Source organism: Rhodococcus sp. O3 (assembly GCF_048897285.1).
In the GTDB taxonomy this organism is placed as follows: domain Bacteria; phylum Actinomycetota; class Actinomycetes; order Mycobacteriales; family Mycobacteriaceae; genus Rhodococcus.
The window spans coordinates 58,692-74,527 of record NZ_JBMBTE010000008.1; the positions used below are offsets into that span (position 1 = coordinate 58,692).

The following is a 15,836-nucleotide window of genomic DNA, read 5'->3' on the forward strand; positions in this document are numbered from 1 at the left end:
GATGCTGCACCACGTAATCGAGCTCCGCTTTCACGAGGGCACCACCGACGAACAGATACAGCGGATGGCTCACGGCCTGCTCGGCCTGCGGGACCGGATCGCCACGATCCGGTCGATGAAGATGGGCAGAGATCTGCGAATCCGGCCGGACAACTTCGAGTTCGCTTCCCTCATCGAGTTCGACGACGAGGCAGGCTACCTGGAGTTCCGGGACCACCCGGCCCACCGACAGTGGGTGCGCGATCAGGTCCAGCCGATCATGGCTCAGCGCGCCGGCGTCGTCTTCCTCAGCTCGTGACCGCCCCGCTCAGCTACACCCACGCGAAGGAATCGACAGCATGACCACCCTCGAAGGCACGTCGGTGGGCGACCTGGTCGCCGCCAACCACATCCTCGTCCGTCAGGGCGTCCTCGATGCGTTCGGCCACGTCAGCATGAGGACCGCACCGGGCGCCGACACGTTCTGGCTCTCACGCAACCTCGCACCGGGATCGGTGACGGAGTCCGACCTTCTCGAGCACGATCTGGACGGCGACACAGACGACCCTCGGAGCCCCTATCTGGAGCGGTTCATCCACGCCGAGATCTACCGTCGTCGGCCCGATGTGATGGCGGTCGTACACAGCCACTCGCCCGCCGTCGTCCCGTTCAGCACCGTCGCGGTGCCGTTGCGGCCGGTCATTCACATGGCCGGATTCCTGGACCCGCAGCAGACACCCGTCTTCGAGGTCGCCGACGTCGCCGGTGACGCCACCGACCTCCTCATCACCTCCTCGCAGCTGGGCGCCGCTCTCGCCGAGACCCTCGGTGACTCCTCGGTGGCACTGATGCGCGGACACGGCTCGGTCGCAGTCGGCGCTTCGGTGCCCGAGGCCGTCTACCGGGCGGTCTACACCGAGGTCAACGCCCACGCGCAGGCTTCAGCCCTCGCCCTCGGTGAACCGCGCTACTTGACCGCCGGTGAGGCAGCGGCCGCGAACGAGACCGTCGGCGGGCAGGCAACCCGCGCGTGGAACGTCTGGCGCGCGCAAGCGATCGCGTCGCCTGCAGGGCAGGTGTGACGTCGCCATGCAGTTCCATCACCACGGCTACATCTCAGGCGACCCCCGCGTACAGCCCGCCGCCGGCGTCGGGCTGACCCGGCCGAGTGGCCTACCCGACACGGTCGACGTGCTCATCGTCGGCACCGGTCCCGCCGGCATGATCACCGCAGCTCAACTCTCCCAATTCCCCAACATCACGACGCGGGTCGTCGAACGCCGCGCTGCCCGTCTGGAAGTCGGACACGCAGACGGTCTCCAAGCCCGGAGTTTGGAGACCTTCCAGGCGTTCGGATTCGCCGAACGCCTGGCCGCCGAGGCGCACCATGTGACGGAATTCGCCTTCTGGCAGCCGGACCCGGCCGATCCCACAAAGATCGCCCGGGCCGGCCGGTCACTCGACGACCCGAAGGGGCTCAGCGAATTCCCGCACATCCTCGTCAACCAGGCACGCGTACTGGACTACTTCGCCGAGTTCATGGCCAACTCGCCCAGCCGCATGAAGCCGGACTTCGGACTGGAATACAGAAGCCACGAGACCGTTTCGGGCTCGGAGTATCCGGTACACGTCACCCTTGCCCATACCGCCGGGGAGCGTGCAGGAGAGACGTTCGAGGTCCGTACGAGGTACCTCGTAGGGGCCGATGGTGCCCACAGTCGAGTACGCCGGTCGATCGGTTGCCGATTCGAGGGCCACAGCGCCAACCATGCCTGGGGTGTGATCGACGCCCTGGCCGACACCGACTTCCCCGACATTCGACTGCTGTCGACCATCCAGTCGAGCACCGACGGCAACATGATGGTGATTCCCCGAGAGGGAGGATTCCTGTTTCGGTTGTACGTCGACCTCGGTGAAGTCCCCGACCAGGCGAGCGCTGTCCGGGCCACGCCCGTCGAGACCGTCATCGCGAAGGCCAACAAGATCCTGCACCCGTACTCGATCAACGTGAAGCAGGTCGCCTGGTTCAGCGTCTACGAAGTCGGCCACCGGCTGGCCGAGCAGTTCGACGACGCACGGCGCGACCACACCGGCGACCCACGCCCTCCACGGGTGTTCATCCTGGGCGACGCCTGCCATACGCACAGCGCCAAGGGCGGACAAGGCATGAACGTCTCGCTCCAGGACGGCTTCAACCTGGGTTGGAAGCTCGGCCACGTCCTGGACGGGCGTGCCCCCGAGTCGCTGCTCTCCACCTACGATGCCGAGCGCAAGGCCATCGCGAAGAACCTGATCGACTTCGACAAGGCCTGGGCGGCAATGATCGCCAAACGCGCCGACGAGCTCGACGACGTCGCGGAGGTGCCGACGTTCTTCCGGAGCACGGAAGAGTTCCGCACCGGATTCCGAACCGAGTACCCGCCATCGATGATCGTCGGCCGGCCGACGTACCAGGACCTCGCGAAGGGATTCCCGATCGGGCAGCGCTTCGCGTCGGCCAGGGTCTCACGGGTGGCCGACACCAACCCGGTCCACCTCGGTCATCACGCCAGAGCCGACGGGCGCTGGAGGATCTACCTTTTCGCGGATGAGTCCGCCTCTGGTCGTGATTCCGCTCTCGAGAACGCGGCACGGTGGCTCACCGCGTCCGAGCACTCGCCGTTCGCGGAGCTTCCCGATGGCGTCCGACCGAACGACCGGTTCGACCTGAAGGTCGTCTACCAGCAGGACCACCATGCGATCGAGCTCGGCCGCGTGCCGGACATTTTCAAGCCGAGAGTCGGGCCGTTCGACCTGGTCGACTACGAGCATGTCTACGCCGCGATCCCTGACGACGACATCTTCGAGTCCCGCGCGATCGACCGCGGTGGTGTCGTCGTCGTCGTGCGACCCGACCAGTACGTTGCGCACGTGCTGCCTCTGGCTGCGCCCGATGGACTGGCCGCTTTTTTTGCGGGGCTGCGCCTTTGAGATCCGACGCCTTTGAGATCCGACGCCTTTGAGATCCGACGATGTGAGGACGCCGCGGCGGTCGGTCTCATCCGCCCACGCTCACCTCCCGGCGCGCAGCCCCCGCGATGTTCTCGAGCATGCCCTTGAAGATGATTCCGTGGAACGGCAGTAGCGAGTACCAGTACAGCCTGCCTGCAAGACCTTTGGGGAAGAAGATCGCCCGCTGATGCAGCCGCGTCCGGTCCGGGCCCAGCGGTTCGAGGCGCCATTCCAGCCACGCCCCGCCCGGCGCGAGCATCTCGGCGCGCAGCCGCAGCAGTTCGAAGCGGTCGATCCGCTCGACGCGCCAGAAGTCCAGGGCGTCGCCGGTGTGCAGTGTGGTCGGGCTGCGGCGCCCCCGTGTCAGGCCCACCCCACCCGCGAACCGGTCCAGCCAGCCCCGGATCGTCCACGCCAACGGGAAGGAATACCAGCCGTTTTCGCCGCCGATGCTCTCGACGACCGGCCACACCTCCCGCGCGGAGCAGTCGCAGTCCAGGCTGCGTACGTCGGTGAACACCACCTCCCCGGCCCAGTCCGGATCGGACGGTAGCGGGTCGGCGGGTGCGCCGACCGGTGAGGCGTTCGCCCACGTGGTTTCCACCTCGCCGCGATCGATGCGGCGCAACGCCAGCGCGACCGCGTCCCGGTATCCGGTGGTGCCGCCCGGTGGGGGCGGGATCACCGCGTCGATGTCGTGCTCCGAGACGACCGCATCGGTGCTCAACGATTCGATCAGTGCGCGCCCCAGCGACGGGGGAATGGGGGTGACCAGGCCGATCCACAAGCCGGCCAGTCTGGGCGTGAGGACCGGCAGCACCACGATGCGTCGCCGCCGCAGCCCCGCGACCTCCGCGTAGACCTGCAGCATCTCTCCGTAGCGCAGCACGTCGGGGCCACCGATGTCGAAGGTCCGGCTGCGCGGCAGCGGTGCGTCGGCGGCCGCGACGAGATAGTGCAGCACGTCGCGCACCGCGATCGGCTGGATCCGGTTGTTCACCCAGCGCGGTGTGGTCATCACCGGCAGACGGTTGCCGAGGTGGCGGATCATCTCGAACGACGCCGAACCCGACCCGATGACGACGCCCGCCTGCAGCACGAGCGTGGGTACCCCGGAGTCGAGGAGGATCCGGCCGACCTGTTCCCGCGACCGCAGGTGCGGCGAGAGATGGCCGGAATTCGGGTGCAGGCCACCGAGATACACGATCCGGCCGACACCGGCTCGTCGCGCCGCTGCGGCGACGTGCTCGGCGGATCGCTGTTCGGCCTCCTCGAATTCGCCTCTCCCGCCCATGGAATGGACGAGGTAGTAGACGACGTCGATGTCGCGGCACGCGGCCTCGACCGAGTCCGGGTCGTCGAGATCACCCTGCACCACGTCGACGTCGCCGGCCCACGGGACGTCACGCAACTTGTCCGGGGTGCGGGCCAGCACCCGCACGCGGTGCCCGGCGGCTACGAGCCGAGGGGCGAGCCGGCCGCCGATGTATCCGGTGGCGCCGGTGACCAGGATGCGCAACGGGTCCGTCATTTCTGCTCGACGATGTGCCCGAGTTGATGCCGCAGGCTGTCCTCGAGGTGGGGACGCCGGAAGGTGTGCCCGGCCTCGAGCAACCGGCGCGGCACGACGTGCTGGTCGGCGAGGGCGAGTTCACGGGCACCCTGGTCGCCGAGAAGCAGTTTCGGACCGAACGACGGCACGGGCAGCAGGGCCGGCCGGTGCAGCACGCTTGCCAGGATCCGGGTGTAGTCCTCGTTGCGGACAGGTTCCGGCGCAACGGCATTCACGGGTCCGGACAGAGACGGGTCCGCGAGCGCCCGGTGGTAGACGTCGATCAGATCGTCGATGTCGATCCACGACAGCCACTGCCGGCCGTCGCCGAGCCGGCCGCCGAGCCCGGCCGCGAACAGCGGACGCAGGATCTGCAGGGTGCCGCCGCGCGGAGTCTGCACGATGCCGGTGCGCACGTGGACCACGCGCAGGCCACCGGCCTCGGCGGGTTTGGTCGCGGCCTCCCAGTCTGCGACCAGGTCGGCGAGGAAACCCGAACCACGGGAAGCGTTCTCGTCGAGCATCTCGTCGCTCCGGTAGTAGCCGTACAGGCCGATCGCGGATGCGCACACGAACGAGGCCGGCCCGTTCGCGGTGTTGGCGGCGCATTCGGCGAGCAGCCGGGTCGGTTCGATCCTGCTGTCGCGGGCTGCGGCCTTGTGCTCGTCGGTGAAGCGGCCACCGATGGACGCACCTGCCAGGTGCACGACGGCGTCCACGCCTTCGAGCAGATCGTCGGCCGGTGCCTGTGGATCCCATTGCCTCTCGTGGTGGTTGCGGGTGGGGCGGCGCACGAGCCGGATCACCCGGTATCCGCCGCTGGTCAGGAACGCGGTGAGTGCGCTGCCGACCAGCCCGGAGGTCCCGGTGACCGCGACCGTCACCGGTCGCACGCCCTGCGACTGGGCCCAGCGGTGTGCGTCCAGGTCGTCGGCGATCTGGCGGTGCCGGTAGCGGAAGGTCTGCAGCAGAAGCTTTTCCGGGATCGGAGTGTCCACCCGGTCGACGATGCGGGTGCGGCCGCGGCCGACCGCTTCGAAGATGTGCTCGTGCCGCCACGACGCGACGAGACCGGCGGGCAGCGAGGTGAGACCGTCGCGGCCCAGTTCGTCGACGAAGCGCGCGGGCGGATCGTAGTCTTCGGGCCGGTGGTCGGCGATCCACCGCAGGCCACCGGGAAGGCCCAGCACCGCGCGGCCGTCGGCGAGCGAATCCGCCTCCGCGATCACCCGCATCGGCTGCCACGGCGGCATCAGCCGCTGGATCGCACCCGGCCGGGCGTGCCAGGCGAAAACGTCGTCGCGCGGCACGTCGACGATGCTCGAATACTCGATGCCCATGGTCCCCTCCGTCTCAGCTCCGTCGTATCCGATGGTTCCGTATCCGGTGGTTCGGGGCGGCGGTCTCACCGGATGGGTGGATCTACCGTCTCGCGATCTCGCCGTACCGGGCCAGCGCGACCTGCCGTTCGTGTGTGTGGTCGACGATCGGGTCCGGATAGCCCGGAGACGATCCGTTCGGGGACGATCCGGTCGGCGGCCGGTGCACCCCCTTGCCGGGAATGCCGCGCAGTTCGGGTACCCAGCGGCGTACGTAGTCACCCGCCGGGTCGAACTTCTCGCCCTGGGTGGTCGGGTTGAACACCCGGAAGTAGGGTGCCGCGTCGGTGCCGCACCCGGCCGTCCACTGCCATCCGTGCTGGTTGGAGGCCAGATCGCCGTCGACGAGGTGATCCCTGAAGTGCCGGGCGCCCCACCACCAGGGCAGGTGCAGATCCTTCGTGAGGAACGAGGCGACGATCATCCGCACCCGGTTGTGCATCCAGCCCTCCGCGAGCAGCTGGCGCATGCCGGCGTCGACGATCGGGAATCCCGTGCGGCCCTGCTTCCACGCGGTGAACGCGCGGTCCGCTTCCGGGCCGGTGTCGTAGCGGATGTCGTCGAACCGGTCGTTGTAGTTGCGGCGGGCGGTGTCCGGCCGGTGGTGCAGCACGTCGGCGTAGAAGTCGCGCCAGCACAATTCGCTGCGCAGGGTCGTCGCGCCGGGATCGGACCGGTCGCGCAGGTCGTGCAGCAGCGTGCGCGGATGCACGCACCCGAACTTCAGGTAGGGAGACATCCGGGTGGTGCCGTCCCGGTCCGGGCGGTCCCGGTCGCTGTCGTACCGGTCCAGCGCGTCGTCGCGGAACTGTTGCCAGCGTTTCTGCGCCGCTGCCTCTCCGGCGGGCGGCAACGTGACCCCGAGGCTGTCGTCCTCGGCCGGTATCGACGTTCTGCCGTCGACGCCGTCCGGGTCGATCCACGCCACCGTCGACGCGCCGGTACGGGCCGGTGCCCGCCACCCGTGCTCGAGCCACGCTTTCCGGAACGGCGTGAACACCCGGTACGCGCTGCCGTCGCCCTTGAGGATCCTGCCCGGTGCGACCGCGTAGGGCGATCCCGTCCGCGTGAGCGGCACGTCGCCGAGGGCATCCTCGACGGCCCGGTCCCGGCGCGACCCGTACGGGGCGTAGTCGGCGCTGATGTGGACCGACGCCGCATCGAGGTCGCGGGCGAGCCGCGGGATCACCGTCACCGGATCCCCGCGGAGGACGAGCAGGCGTCCGTCGAGGTCGTCGTCGAGAGCGCGCAGGCAGCGCAGCAGAAAGGCGGTGCGCGGGCCGGGCCGCAGCAGCCGGTCGTCGAGCACGAACACCGCGGCCGCGCTGTCGGCCGCATCGGCGGCGGACAGCAGGGTGGGCAGGTCGTGCAGCCGCAGATCGCGGCGGAACCAGACCAGTGCGGGGCTACTCACCCGTTCAGTGTGCCCGGATCGGATCACGACGACACACGACTTCGGCGGCCCCGTAGACCCCGCAGACGAGGTAGACAGCCGCGCGATGAAGGCAACGCGCGGCTGTCTTTCCCTTCTGCGGCTACACCCGGGGCCGCGAATCGTCGATCCATCCTGTCTCGGAGAGAATGGGAGACATGTCCGACGCCTACGAAGTACCCATCCGCGACGAGTCGATCCGGCTCGGCCAATTCCTGAAGCTCGCGAATCTCATCGAATCCGGGGCCGAGGCGAAGGAGGTCATCGCGGACGGACTGGTCTCCGTCAACGGTGAGGCGGAGTTCCGGCGCGGCCGGCAGTTGCACGTCGGTGACATCGTGGAGATCGCCGGGGCCAGCGCACGCGTCACGCGCGACGCGTAGCTACGCGGCGCGCGCCGCGACCCATGCGGCGATCTGCGTGCGCGACCCGAAACCGAGTTTCGCCAGTATCCGCTCGACGTGACCGTCGACCGTCCGCGGTGAGATCACCAGATGTTCGGCGACCGCGCGGTTGCTCAGGCCCTCCGCGATGAGCGCGGCGATCTCGAGTTCCCGTTTCGTCAGGGGCGAAGCACTCGCCGGTGCGGTGGCCTCGGCGGCGGCTTCCCCGAGCGCGAAGACCACCGCTTCATCGATCGTGGTCCCCGCATACGCGGAGGCGAGTTTGCCGAATTCGGCTTCGCCGAGCGCGTCGACAGCGCGCTGCCGCGCGGTACGCGAATCGTCGGTGACATGGGGGCCGAACGCCGAGATGTCGGTGCCCAGCCGTGTCCACACCGCGTCGGCCGCGCCGAACAAACGCGCCGACATCCGGGGATCGGATCCCGCACACGTCCACGCCAGCACCTCGATCGACAGTGCGGTGCAGATTTTGTCCTTGTAGGACCGTTGGATACGCAGGGCGGCACGGGCCGCGTCCACGACCGCGCCGGGTGCCCCCTGATGCAGATGCACCAGGCTCGAAACCCACAGCGAATAGGCACGATTCCAGTTCTCGCCGTAGCGCTCGGACAGGTCGAGGACCGTCTTGCAGGTGGCGAGCGCGTCGTCGGCACGTCCGTCGTAGATCTGCGCCATGGCGAGCTGGAACGACGCGGTCAGCACCGCGGCGGTGTCCTCGTGGGAGCGGAGCACCGCGATCGCCGACTCGTACAGGTCGATCGCCTCGGTGGTGCGGCCGCGGAACAGCAGGTGCAGGGCCGTCCAGTGGTCGGCGTGTGCGCCCAGGTGATCGTCACCGAGAGTTACGGCAAGAGAACGGCATTCGGTCAGGTGTCGCTTGGCCCCATCGTGATCGCCCTGGATCAGCGCGATCCAGGCAGCAACCCACAGGGCATCGCCGCGGGCGCGGACCGGATCGGTGACGTGCTGCAGGATGCGCTCGAGGCGGGTGCGGCCGTCGGCGAGGTTGCCGCCTGCGATCCAGTGATAACGCAGCGCCACGGCGAATTCGGCGGTGGTCGGCGACGACGATTCCTCGCGCAGCGACCAGTCCAGCGCCGCAATGTGATTCGGATGGTCGATGCGCAGGTTCGTGAGGATTTCCCGTTGCGTCGATCCGCACCAGTCCTGCGCGGAGCGTGCGGCTCGGGCGGCGTAGTGGTCGCGATGCCGGCGATACAGGTCCGCGGTCTCCCCGGACGTCTCGGCAAGTTCGGCTCCGTATTCGCGCACGGTCATCAACTGGGTGTACCGAAGGTCTTCGGTGGCGCGGTCGGTGCCGACGAGGGACTTGGCGACGAGCCGGTCGAGCAGATCCACGATCCCGTCCACCGGAAGCACACCGAACCCGCACACCGCCTCTGCCGCTTCGAGATCGAACGAGCCGGGGAAGACGGAGAGGCGTGCCCACAGCAGCCGCTCGTCCTCCGAGCACAGGTCGTAGCTCCAGTCGATCAGAGCGCGGAGGGTCTGCTGCCGCGGCAGGGCACTGCGATTGCCGCCGGTGAGCAGTGCGAACCGCCGGTCGATCCGCTCGACGAGTTGCGAGGGCGACAGCGACCGCAGCCGGCTCGCGGCGAGTTCGACGGCCAGCGGGATGCCGTCGAGGGACCGGCACAGCTGGGCGATCGCGTCGGCGTTCGCGTCGGTGAGCTCGAAGTCGGAGACGGTGTTGTGGGCGCGTTCGACGAGCAACGTCACCGCCTCGAACGGCGCGATGTCCACCGCCCGGTATCCGGTGCCGGGCGGGGGAGTGCCCAGCGGTGGCAGCAGGTACGTCTGTTCCCCGGCGATGCCGAGCGGTTCGCGGCTGGTGGTGACCACCCGGATCTCCGGTGCTGCGGCCAGCAACGACGTGACCAGCGCGATCACCGCGGAGAGCAGGTGCTCGCAGTTGTCGACGACGATCAGCATGTGCCGGTTGCGGGTGTGCTCGGCGAGCTTGTCGAGCACCGGACGGTTGGACTGGTCGGTCACGCCGAGGGCCGCGGCGGCTGCGGACGGCACCGTGTCCGGGTCCCGGACGGCGGCCAGATCGATCCAGCGGACCGAATCCCGGAACGCGCGCGCCGAGCGCACCGCCAGCTCCTCCGCGAGCCGGGTCTTGCCGACCCCGCCGGGCCCGACCAGCGACACCAGACGGGCCTGCTGCAGGCATGCGCGGGCCGCGTCGAGTTCACGGCGACGCCCGACGAAGCTGGTCAGAGACCTGTGCGGGACGGTGGTGGCGGACAGCGCCGGACTCCCTTCCGAGATGCCGAAGGACCGAGGCCGAAGATACCCGATCAGGCTGTGACCCCCAACACAGGTAGCTACGGGGGTGTTCTCCCCCATGTGGGGTGGGTGTGATCCACGTCATGGTTGTCGTGTCCGGATCGGCACCCCTCGAGTGCCTTCCCCCGTGATCCACGAGGAGCCAGCATCATGTCCTTCGATCGTTCTTCCGCCTCTCCCGACGTCGACGCGGTCGTGGTAGGGGCCGGGTTCACCGGCCTGTACGCGCTGTACAAGATGCGCGACGAAATGGGCCTGACGGTCCGGGTTTTCGACACCGCCGACGATGTAGGCGGCACCTGGTACTGGAACCGGTATCCCGGTGCGCGCGTCGACATCGAGTCGGTCCACTACTCGTACTCCTTCTCGAAGGAACTGCAGCAGGAGTGGCAGTGGAGCGAGCGGTTCGCCGCGCAACCGGAGATCCTCGACTACCTGCGGCACGTCGCCGACCGCTTCGACCTGCGCAAGGACATCACGTTCGGTACCCGCATCACCTCCGCGGTGTGGGACGAGGACCGTCGCGTGTGGAGGGTGGGCACCGAGTCCGGTGACTCGATCACCGCGACCTATCTGATCTCCGGGGCGGGCAACCTGTCGGTGCCGAAGAAGCCGGAGTTCCCGGGCATCGAGAACTTCGCCGGCGAGGTGTACCTGACCGGCAACTGGCCGCACGAACCGGTCGATTTCACCGGCAAACGCGTCGGGATCATCGGTACCGGGTCCAGCGGCATCCAGGCGATCACCGAGATCGCGAAGCAGGCCGGGCATCTGTCGGTGTTCCAGCGCACCCCGAACTATGCGACGCCGATCGGCAACACCCCGGTCACCGACGACGAGATCGCGCACGTCAAGGCGCACTACGACGAGATTCGCGCCGCCTCCCGCAACCACTTCCTCGGCGTTCCGTACGACCAGGTGCAGGACTCCGCGCTCGCGGTCTCCGCCGAGGAACGCCGACGTGTGTTCGACGAGCGTTGGGACGCAGGTGGATTCCGGTTGTTCATCGACAGCTTCCGGGACATTCTGTTCGACAAGGAAGCCAACGACACGGTCGCCGAGTACATCCGCGAGCGCATCTACGAGCGGGTGAACGATCCCGAGGTCGCGAAGCTGCTCGCGCCGACGAACTACCCCTACGCGACCAAGCGTCCGCCGCTCGAAACGAACTACTACGAAACCTACAACCGCGACAACGTCACCCTCGTCGACGTCGCGAGCGCGCCGATCCGGGAGATCACCGCGACCGGTGTCCGTACCGCGGCCGCCGATCACGAACTCGACGTGATCGTCCTGGCCACCGGATTCGACGCGATGACCGGGCCGCTGCTGGCGATGGGCATCGTCGGCCGCGACGGCGAGCGGCTCGAGGACAAGTTCGCGGGCGGACCGCGCACCTATCTGGGGCTGATGATGCACAAGTTCCCGAATCTGTTCCTGGTCACCGGCCCGCAGTCTCCGTCGGTGCTCTACAACATGCCGCTCGCGATCGAGGACCACGTCGACTTCGCCACCGACGCCATCGCCCATCTGCGAGAGCGCGGTCTCGACACGATCGAGCCGACCCTCGAGGCCGAGGACACGTGGGTCGAGCACTGCGCCGAACTGGCTGCGGCAACGCTGATGCCGAACACCGACTCGTGGTACATGGGCGCGAACATCCCGGGCAAACCGCGGGTGTGCATGGTCTACCTCGGTGGAGCGCCCACGTACCGGGCCAGGTGCGCCGAGGTCGTCGAACGCGGCTACGAAGGCTTCGACCTCGGCGGTGGTGAGCAGCTCGTCGCCCGCGCGTCCTGACGAAGCTCCGATCATTCAGCAGCACAACACTTTCGAAGGAAGGCAGACGGATGGCACTGGACGAGCACGTCGCGCGGTTGATCGCGGGACTGCAGGCGCAGGGACTGAAATCGTTCGAGCAGATGTCGGTGGACGAAGCGCGCGGAGTCGTCGCGACGTTCACCGGGCTGCAGGCGCCGCCGGAGCCGGTCGCGCAGGTTCACCGGGCGCACTACAGCAGCGCCGGCCGGGAGCAGGATCTGCGAATCTATGTTCCGGAGGGTGAGGGACCGCATCCGGTGGTGCTGTACTTCCACGGCGGCGGATTCGTGGCGGGGAGCCTGGACGTCGTGGACGAGCCGGCTCGCGGAATCGCCAACGCCACGGGCGCCATCGTGGTGACCGCCGCGTACCGGCTCGCGCCCGAGCACCGGTTCCCGGCCGCACCCGACGACGCGTGGGCCGCGCTGAAGTGGGTCGTCGCCAACATCGCGGACTACGACGGCGACCCGGACAACCTCGTGCTCGCGGGCGACAGTGCCGGTGGCAACCTGGCGGCCGTGACGGCGTTGCGGGCCCGTGACCAGGGCGGACCGCGTCTGCGCGGGCAGATGCTCGTGTACCCGGTCGTCGATCCGGAGGCGCAACTGCCGTCGCGGCGGGAGTTCGCCGAAGGGTACGTGATCACCGCGGCGGGGCTGGACTGGTTCTGGGAGCAGTACCTCTCCGCGCCCGGAGATCTGCAGAATCCCTATGCGGTGCCCACCCGCGCGGACAGCCTGGCAGGTCTGCCGCCGACGCTGATCCTCACCACGGAGAACGAGGTGGCCCGCGACGAGGCCGAGGAATACGGCGCCCGTCTCCACCGGGACGGTGTCGACGTGACCACCGTGCGATTCGACGGCCTCGTGCACGGGGTGTTCTGGATGTCCGGTGCGGTGCCGCGCAGTCGTGAACTACTCAGTGCGGTAGCCGAATTCGTCGGCACCGTCACCGCATCCGCTCAGCCCTCGGCGCGGACGACGACGCCGTCGCTGTCGCTGTAGACGATCTCACCCGGGTTGAACGTGACCCCGCCGATCTCGACGGGCACGTTCTTCTCCCCGGACCCGGTCTGGGTGCTCTTGCGCGGGTTCGTGCCCAGGGCCTTGATGCCGATCTCGAGCGTCCGCAGGATCGCCGAGTCGCGGACCGCGCCGTTGACGATGACCCCGGCCCAGCCGTTGTCGACGCCGCGGCCGGCGATGATGTCGCCGACGAGCGCGGTGTGGATGCTGGCACCGCCGTCGACGACGAGGACGCCGCCGTTGCCCGGCTCGCTCAGGGTCTGCTTGACGAGCAGGTTGTCCTGGAAGCAACGGATCGTGGTGATCGGCCCGCAGAACTCGGTGTGCTTGCCGAACTGGATGAACTGAGTGTCGCAGCTGCGGATATCCGGACCGATCTCGTCGGCCAGATCGGCGGTGGCGGTGAACTCGGGCTTGGTTGCTTCGCTCATGTAGCAGAGGATAAGTCCCAGCTCATACGGTCAGATGATCGTACTCATAACCGGTCAAAGCGGTAGATTCTTGTATTCTTACCGGACAGCGCTAGGGCTGTACGACGGGACTACAGGACGGTGAAATGCCACTCGACGGACGCTCGACGGTTGTTCGCGTGCCGAAGGCCGGCGAACTGATCGCGGCGAGCCTGCGCAGGCAGATCATCACCGGTGAACTCGAGCCCGGCGAGCCGCTGCCGAACGAAGCGGCCCTGATGGAACGGTTCGGGGTGTCCCGTCCGACGCTGCGCGAAGCGTTCCGCATCCTCGAATCCGAAGGCATCATCACCGTCCTGCGCGGCGCCCACGGCGGCGCCCGCGTCCAGGCACCGGACCGCTCCACCGCCGCCCGCTCGACCGGTCTGCTGCTGCAGTACCGGGGCGTGCCCCTCGCCGATGTCTATCGGGCCCGCACCGAACTCGAGGTCGCGGCGGTCGGTCTGATCGCCGCGAACCCGGACGATCGCGTCGACACCCTCGCCGAACTGGTCGAACGCGGCGCGGAACTGACCGGTGACCCGATCGGGTTCGCGCGGTACGACACCGAGGTGCACCGCATGGTGATGGAACTCGGCGGCAACGAGACGATGGCGGTGCTCGCGGGCATGCTGCTCGACATCATGGACGCCCACAACGCCCTCTACATCTCGACGCGCAGTGACGTCTCCGACCGTCCCGGCGCGTCCGTCGCGCTGCGTGCGAACCGCAAGCTCGTCGAACTGTTGCGCAACGGGGAACCCGGTGCTGCCGAAGCCTTTTGGCGCAAGCATCTCGACAGCGTCGAACGGGTCATGACCGGGGATTCGGCGACGACCCTCGTCGAGGTGCTGTCCTAGAGGGGCGACGCGGTAGCGGTCAGCCGGTGAAGGTCAGCCACAGCAGCGTCGCATTCAACGCGACGATCAGACCCACCGTCAGCCAGGCGGCCGCACTCGTCGCCGGGAGATTGCGCTGCGCGCCCATCAACTCCGGATCGGAACTGATCCGCACGAGCGGCACCAGCGCGAACGGAATGCACATGCTCAGCACTACCTGACTGAGCACCAGGGCGAACGTCGGATCGACACCCGCCGCGAGCAGGATCAGCGCGGGCACCATCACGATCAGGCGTCGCACGACCGGCCGGAGCCGGATGTGCAGCAGACCCGCCATGATCTCGGCGCCGGCCGCGGATCCCACCGCCGTCGACGCCAGGCCGGACGCGAGCAGGCCGATCGCGAAGACCACGCCGATCGTCGGGCCGAGGGAATCGGTGATCGCGGCGTGCGCACCCTCGATGCTGTCGGTGCCCTCGCGGCCACGCAGCGCCGATGCGGCGAGCAGCAGCATGCCGATGTTCACGCTGCCCGCCACGACCAGGCCACCGGCGACGTCCCAGCGGGTCGCCCGCATCACCCGGTCCAGGCGGGGCCCGGGTTCGACCCTGCCGTGCCGCGCGCGGGCGAGCGCCGAATGCAGGTAGATCGCGTGGGGCATCACCGTCGCACCGAGCATCGACGCCGCCAGCAGGACCGTGTCGGTTCCCTCGAAGCGGGGTACCAGCCCGGCCGCGGCGTCGGTGAACGACACATCCGTGAACGCCAGGCCGGTCAGGAACCCGACGGTGATGATCGCCAGCAGCGCGACCACCACGAACTCGAAGGAACGCTGTCCGCGACGGTCCTGCACCGACAGGATCGCAATGGACACGGCACCGGTGATCAGCCCACCGACGAACAGAGGCAATCCGAACAGCAGGTGCAGGGCGAGGGCACCGCCGATCACCTCCGCGACATCGGTGGCGACCGCCATCACCTCGGCCTGGACCCAGAATGCGCGGCGCGACGGGGTGCGCAGGCGCATACCCAGCAGTTCCGGCAGGGAACGCCCGGTCACCACGCCGATCTTCGCGGACAGGTACTGAACGAGGATCGCCATGATGTTGGCGACCACCAGCACCCACAGCAGCAGATATCCGTAGCGGGCACCGGCGGTCAGATTGGCGGCGACATTACCGGGGTCGACGTACGCGACGGCCGCCACGAAGGCGGGCCCCAGCAGGAGGAAGAGACGCGACTGCTGCGTCCGAGTGTCGATAGAGGTCACCGACCGAATCGGCGTTCGTACTCCGCGCGCTCGCGGTCCGCCCGCTCCCGCGCCTTCGCGCCGAGCAGGTCCGGGTCCAGGCCGTGCTGCTGCAGCCGGTGCCGCTGCCAGATCGGCCGCAGCGCGACCGCGAAGTAGATCCACGGAAGCAGCAACAGCAGCATCATCGCGATCGGAATCCACACCGGGCCCGGAATCAGCAGGAACAGCAGCAGGAACGGGATGATCGGGGTGATCCAGCGCACCAGATAGCGTCGCGTGTTCCCGGGGCCGAGAACGTCGTCGCGGACCCAGTCCTGCATTTCTGCGGGCAGCCGACGACCGAAAACGTAGCCGATGAGCTGGATTGGATTCGGTCGTGCACTACTCATGTGGACCAGGA

Annotated in this window: 14 protein-coding genes; 7 read left to right on the plus strand and 7 right to left on the minus strand. The window is 68.4% G+C overall.

All coding sequences use genetic code 11. The annotated features are described in order from the left end of the window. Nucleotide 1 precedes the first annotated feature (1 nt). From ACN675_RS04680 to ACN675_RS04690, 3 genes are read left to right on the plus strand one after another with little or no spacing between them, the layout of a single operon-like run. Nucleotides 2-298: a Dabb family protein gene (locus ACN675_RS04680; protein ID WP_197250239.1), complete on the plus strand. Its 297-nt coding sequence runs from the start codon at nt 2-4 to the stop codon at nt 296-298. A 40-nt stretch (nt 299-338) separates the two neighbouring features. Beyond that, complete coding sequence (locus tag ACN675_RS04685; protein ID WP_420749750.1) at nt 339-1,061, plus strand: class II aldolase/adducin family protein; 723 nt, start codon at nt 339-341, stop codon at nt 1,059-1,061. Between the two features lie 7 nt (nt 1,062-1,068). Further along, nucleotides 1,069-2,949 (plus strand): FAD-dependent monooxygenase, encoded by a 1,881-nt coding sequence (locus tag ACN675_RS04690; RefSeq protein WP_420749751.1) that lies wholly within the window; start codon nt 1,069-1,071, stop codon nt 2,947-2,949. Between the two features lie 67 nt (nt 2,950-3,016). Here ACN675_RS04690 and ACN675_RS04695 read toward each other — a convergent pair whose 3' ends face one another. The 3 genes from ACN675_RS04695 to ACN675_RS04705 form a co-directional block, all read right to left on the minus strand. After that, complete coding sequence (locus ACN675_RS04695) at nt 3,017-4,501, minus strand: SDR family oxidoreductase (protein ID WP_420749752.1); 1,485 nt, start codon at nt 4,499-4,501, stop codon at nt 3,017-3,019. Further along, the gene (locus ACN675_RS04700) at nt 4,498-5,862 is read right to left on the minus strand and encodes a TIGR01777 family oxidoreductase (RefSeq protein WP_420749753.1); all 1,365 of its coding nucleotides are present in this window, start codon (nt 5,860-5,862) and stop codon (nt 4,498-4,500) included. Before ACN675_RS04700 ends, ACN675_RS04695 begins: the two co-directional genes overlap by 4 nt. 82 nt (nt 5,863-5,944) lie before the next feature. Beyond that, nucleotides 5,945-7,315: a cryptochrome/photolyase family protein gene (locus ACN675_RS04705; protein ID WP_420749754.1), complete on the minus strand. Its 1,371-nt coding sequence runs from the start codon at nt 7,313-7,315 to the stop codon at nt 5,945-5,947. Between the two features lie 167 nt (nt 7,316-7,482). Here ACN675_RS04705 and ACN675_RS04710 point away from each other — a divergent pair, with 167 nt between their 5' ends. Next, nucleotides 7,483-7,716: an RNA-binding S4 domain-containing protein gene (locus ACN675_RS04710; RefSeq protein WP_420749755.1), complete on the plus strand. Its 234-nt coding sequence runs from the start codon at nt 7,483-7,485 to the stop codon at nt 7,714-7,716. On the opposite strand, the gene ACN675_RS04715 is transcribed toward ACN675_RS04710, so the two are convergent. Beyond that, complete coding sequence (locus ACN675_RS04715; protein WP_420749780.1) at nt 7,717-9,981, minus strand: ATP-binding protein; 2,265 nt, start codon at nt 9,979-9,981, stop codon at nt 7,717-7,719. 219 nt (nt 9,982-10,200) lie between these two features. Between ACN675_RS04715 and ACN675_RS04720 the strand changes: the two genes are divergently transcribed. Then, entirely contained in the window at nt 10,201-11,850 is a 1,650-nt protein-coding gene (locus ACN675_RS04720; protein WP_420749756.1) for a flavin-containing monooxygenase, read from the plus strand. 50 nt (nt 11,851-11,900) lie between these two features. Then, nucleotides 11,901-12,875: an alpha/beta hydrolase gene (locus tag ACN675_RS04725; protein WP_420749757.1), complete on the plus strand. Its 975-nt coding sequence runs from the start codon at nt 11,901-11,903 to the stop codon at nt 12,873-12,875. Here ACN675_RS04725 and rraA read toward each other — a convergent pair. Beyond that, on the minus strand, nt 12,833-13,327 hold the full coding sequence (gene rraA / locus ACN675_RS04730) for a ribonuclease E activity regulator RraA (protein WP_420749758.1): 495 nt from the start codon (nt 13,325-13,327) through the stop codon (nt 12,833-12,835). The two genes, ACN675_RS04725 and rraA, sit on opposite strands and share 43 nt — an antisense overlap. A gap of 125 nt (nt 13,328-13,452) precedes the next feature. Here rraA and ACN675_RS04735 point away from each other — a divergent pair, with 125 nt between their 5' ends. Next, nucleotides 13,453-14,205 carry a FadR/GntR family transcriptional regulator gene (locus ACN675_RS04735; protein WP_420749759.1) on the plus strand — a complete coding sequence of 251 codons (753 nt, stop codon included), beginning with the start codon at nt 13,453-13,455 and terminating at the stop codon, nt 14,203-14,205. A 19-nt stretch (nt 14,206-14,224) separates the two neighbouring features. Here the strand turns inward: ACN675_RS04735 and ACN675_RS04740 are convergent, their stop codons facing one another. Together ACN675_RS04740 and ACN675_RS04745 are read right to left on the minus strand one after the other, a co-directional pair. Continuing rightward, complete coding sequence (locus tag ACN675_RS04740) at nt 14,225-15,463, minus strand: Nramp family divalent metal transporter (protein WP_420749781.1); 1,239 nt, start codon at nt 15,461-15,463, stop codon at nt 14,225-14,227. Continuing rightward, complete coding sequence (locus tag ACN675_RS04745; RefSeq protein WP_420749760.1) at nt 15,451-15,825, minus strand: DUF5313 family protein; 375 nt, start codon at nt 15,823-15,825, stop codon at nt 15,451-15,453. Before ACN675_RS04745 ends, ACN675_RS04740 begins: the two co-directional genes overlap by 13 nt. Nucleotides 15,826-15,836: the final 11 nt, after the last annotated feature.

Excerpts from the sequence above, each read along its gene's own strand:
- ACN675_RS04680 (WP_197250239.1), top strand. The coding sequence starts at position 2 with ATGCTGCACCACGTAATCGAGCTCCGCTTTCACGAGGGCACCACCGAC.
- ACN675_RS04685 (WP_420749750.1), top strand. The coding sequence starts at position 339 with ATGACCACCCTCGAAGGCACGTCGGTGGGCGACCTGGTCGCCGCCAAC.
- ACN675_RS04690 (WP_420749751.1), top strand. The coding sequence starts at position 1,069 with ATGCAGTTCCATCACCACGGCTACATCTCAGGCGACCCCCGCGTACAG.
- ACN675_RS04695 (WP_420749752.1), bottom strand. The coding sequence starts at position 4,501 with ATGACGGACCCGTTGCGCATCCTGGTCACCGGCGCCACCGGATACATC.
- ACN675_RS04700 (WP_420749753.1), bottom strand. The coding sequence starts at position 5,862 with ATGGGCATCGAGTATTCGAGCATCGTCGACGTGCCGCGCGACGACGTT.
- ACN675_RS04710 (WP_420749755.1), top strand. The coding sequence starts at position 7,483 with ATGGGAGACATGTCCGACGCCTACGAAGTACCCATCCGCGACGAGTCG.
- ACN675_RS04720 (WP_420749756.1), top strand. The coding sequence starts at position 10,201 with ATGTCCTTCGATCGTTCTTCCGCCTCTCCCGACGTCGACGCGGTCGTG.
- ACN675_RS04725 (WP_420749757.1), top strand. The coding sequence starts at position 11,901 with ATGGCACTGGACGAGCACGTCGCGCGGTTGATCGCGGGACTGCAGGCG.
- rraA (WP_420749758.1), bottom strand. The coding sequence starts at position 13,327 with ATGAGCGAAGCAACCAAGCCCGAGTTCACCGCCACCGCCGATCTGGCC.
- ACN675_RS04735 (WP_420749759.1), top strand. The coding sequence starts at position 13,453 with ATGCCACTCGACGGACGCTCGACGGTTGTTCGCGTGCCGAAGGCCGGC.
- ACN675_RS04745 (WP_420749760.1), bottom strand. The coding sequence starts at position 15,825 with ATGAGTAGTGCACGACCGAATCCAATCCAGCTCATCGGCTACGTTTTC.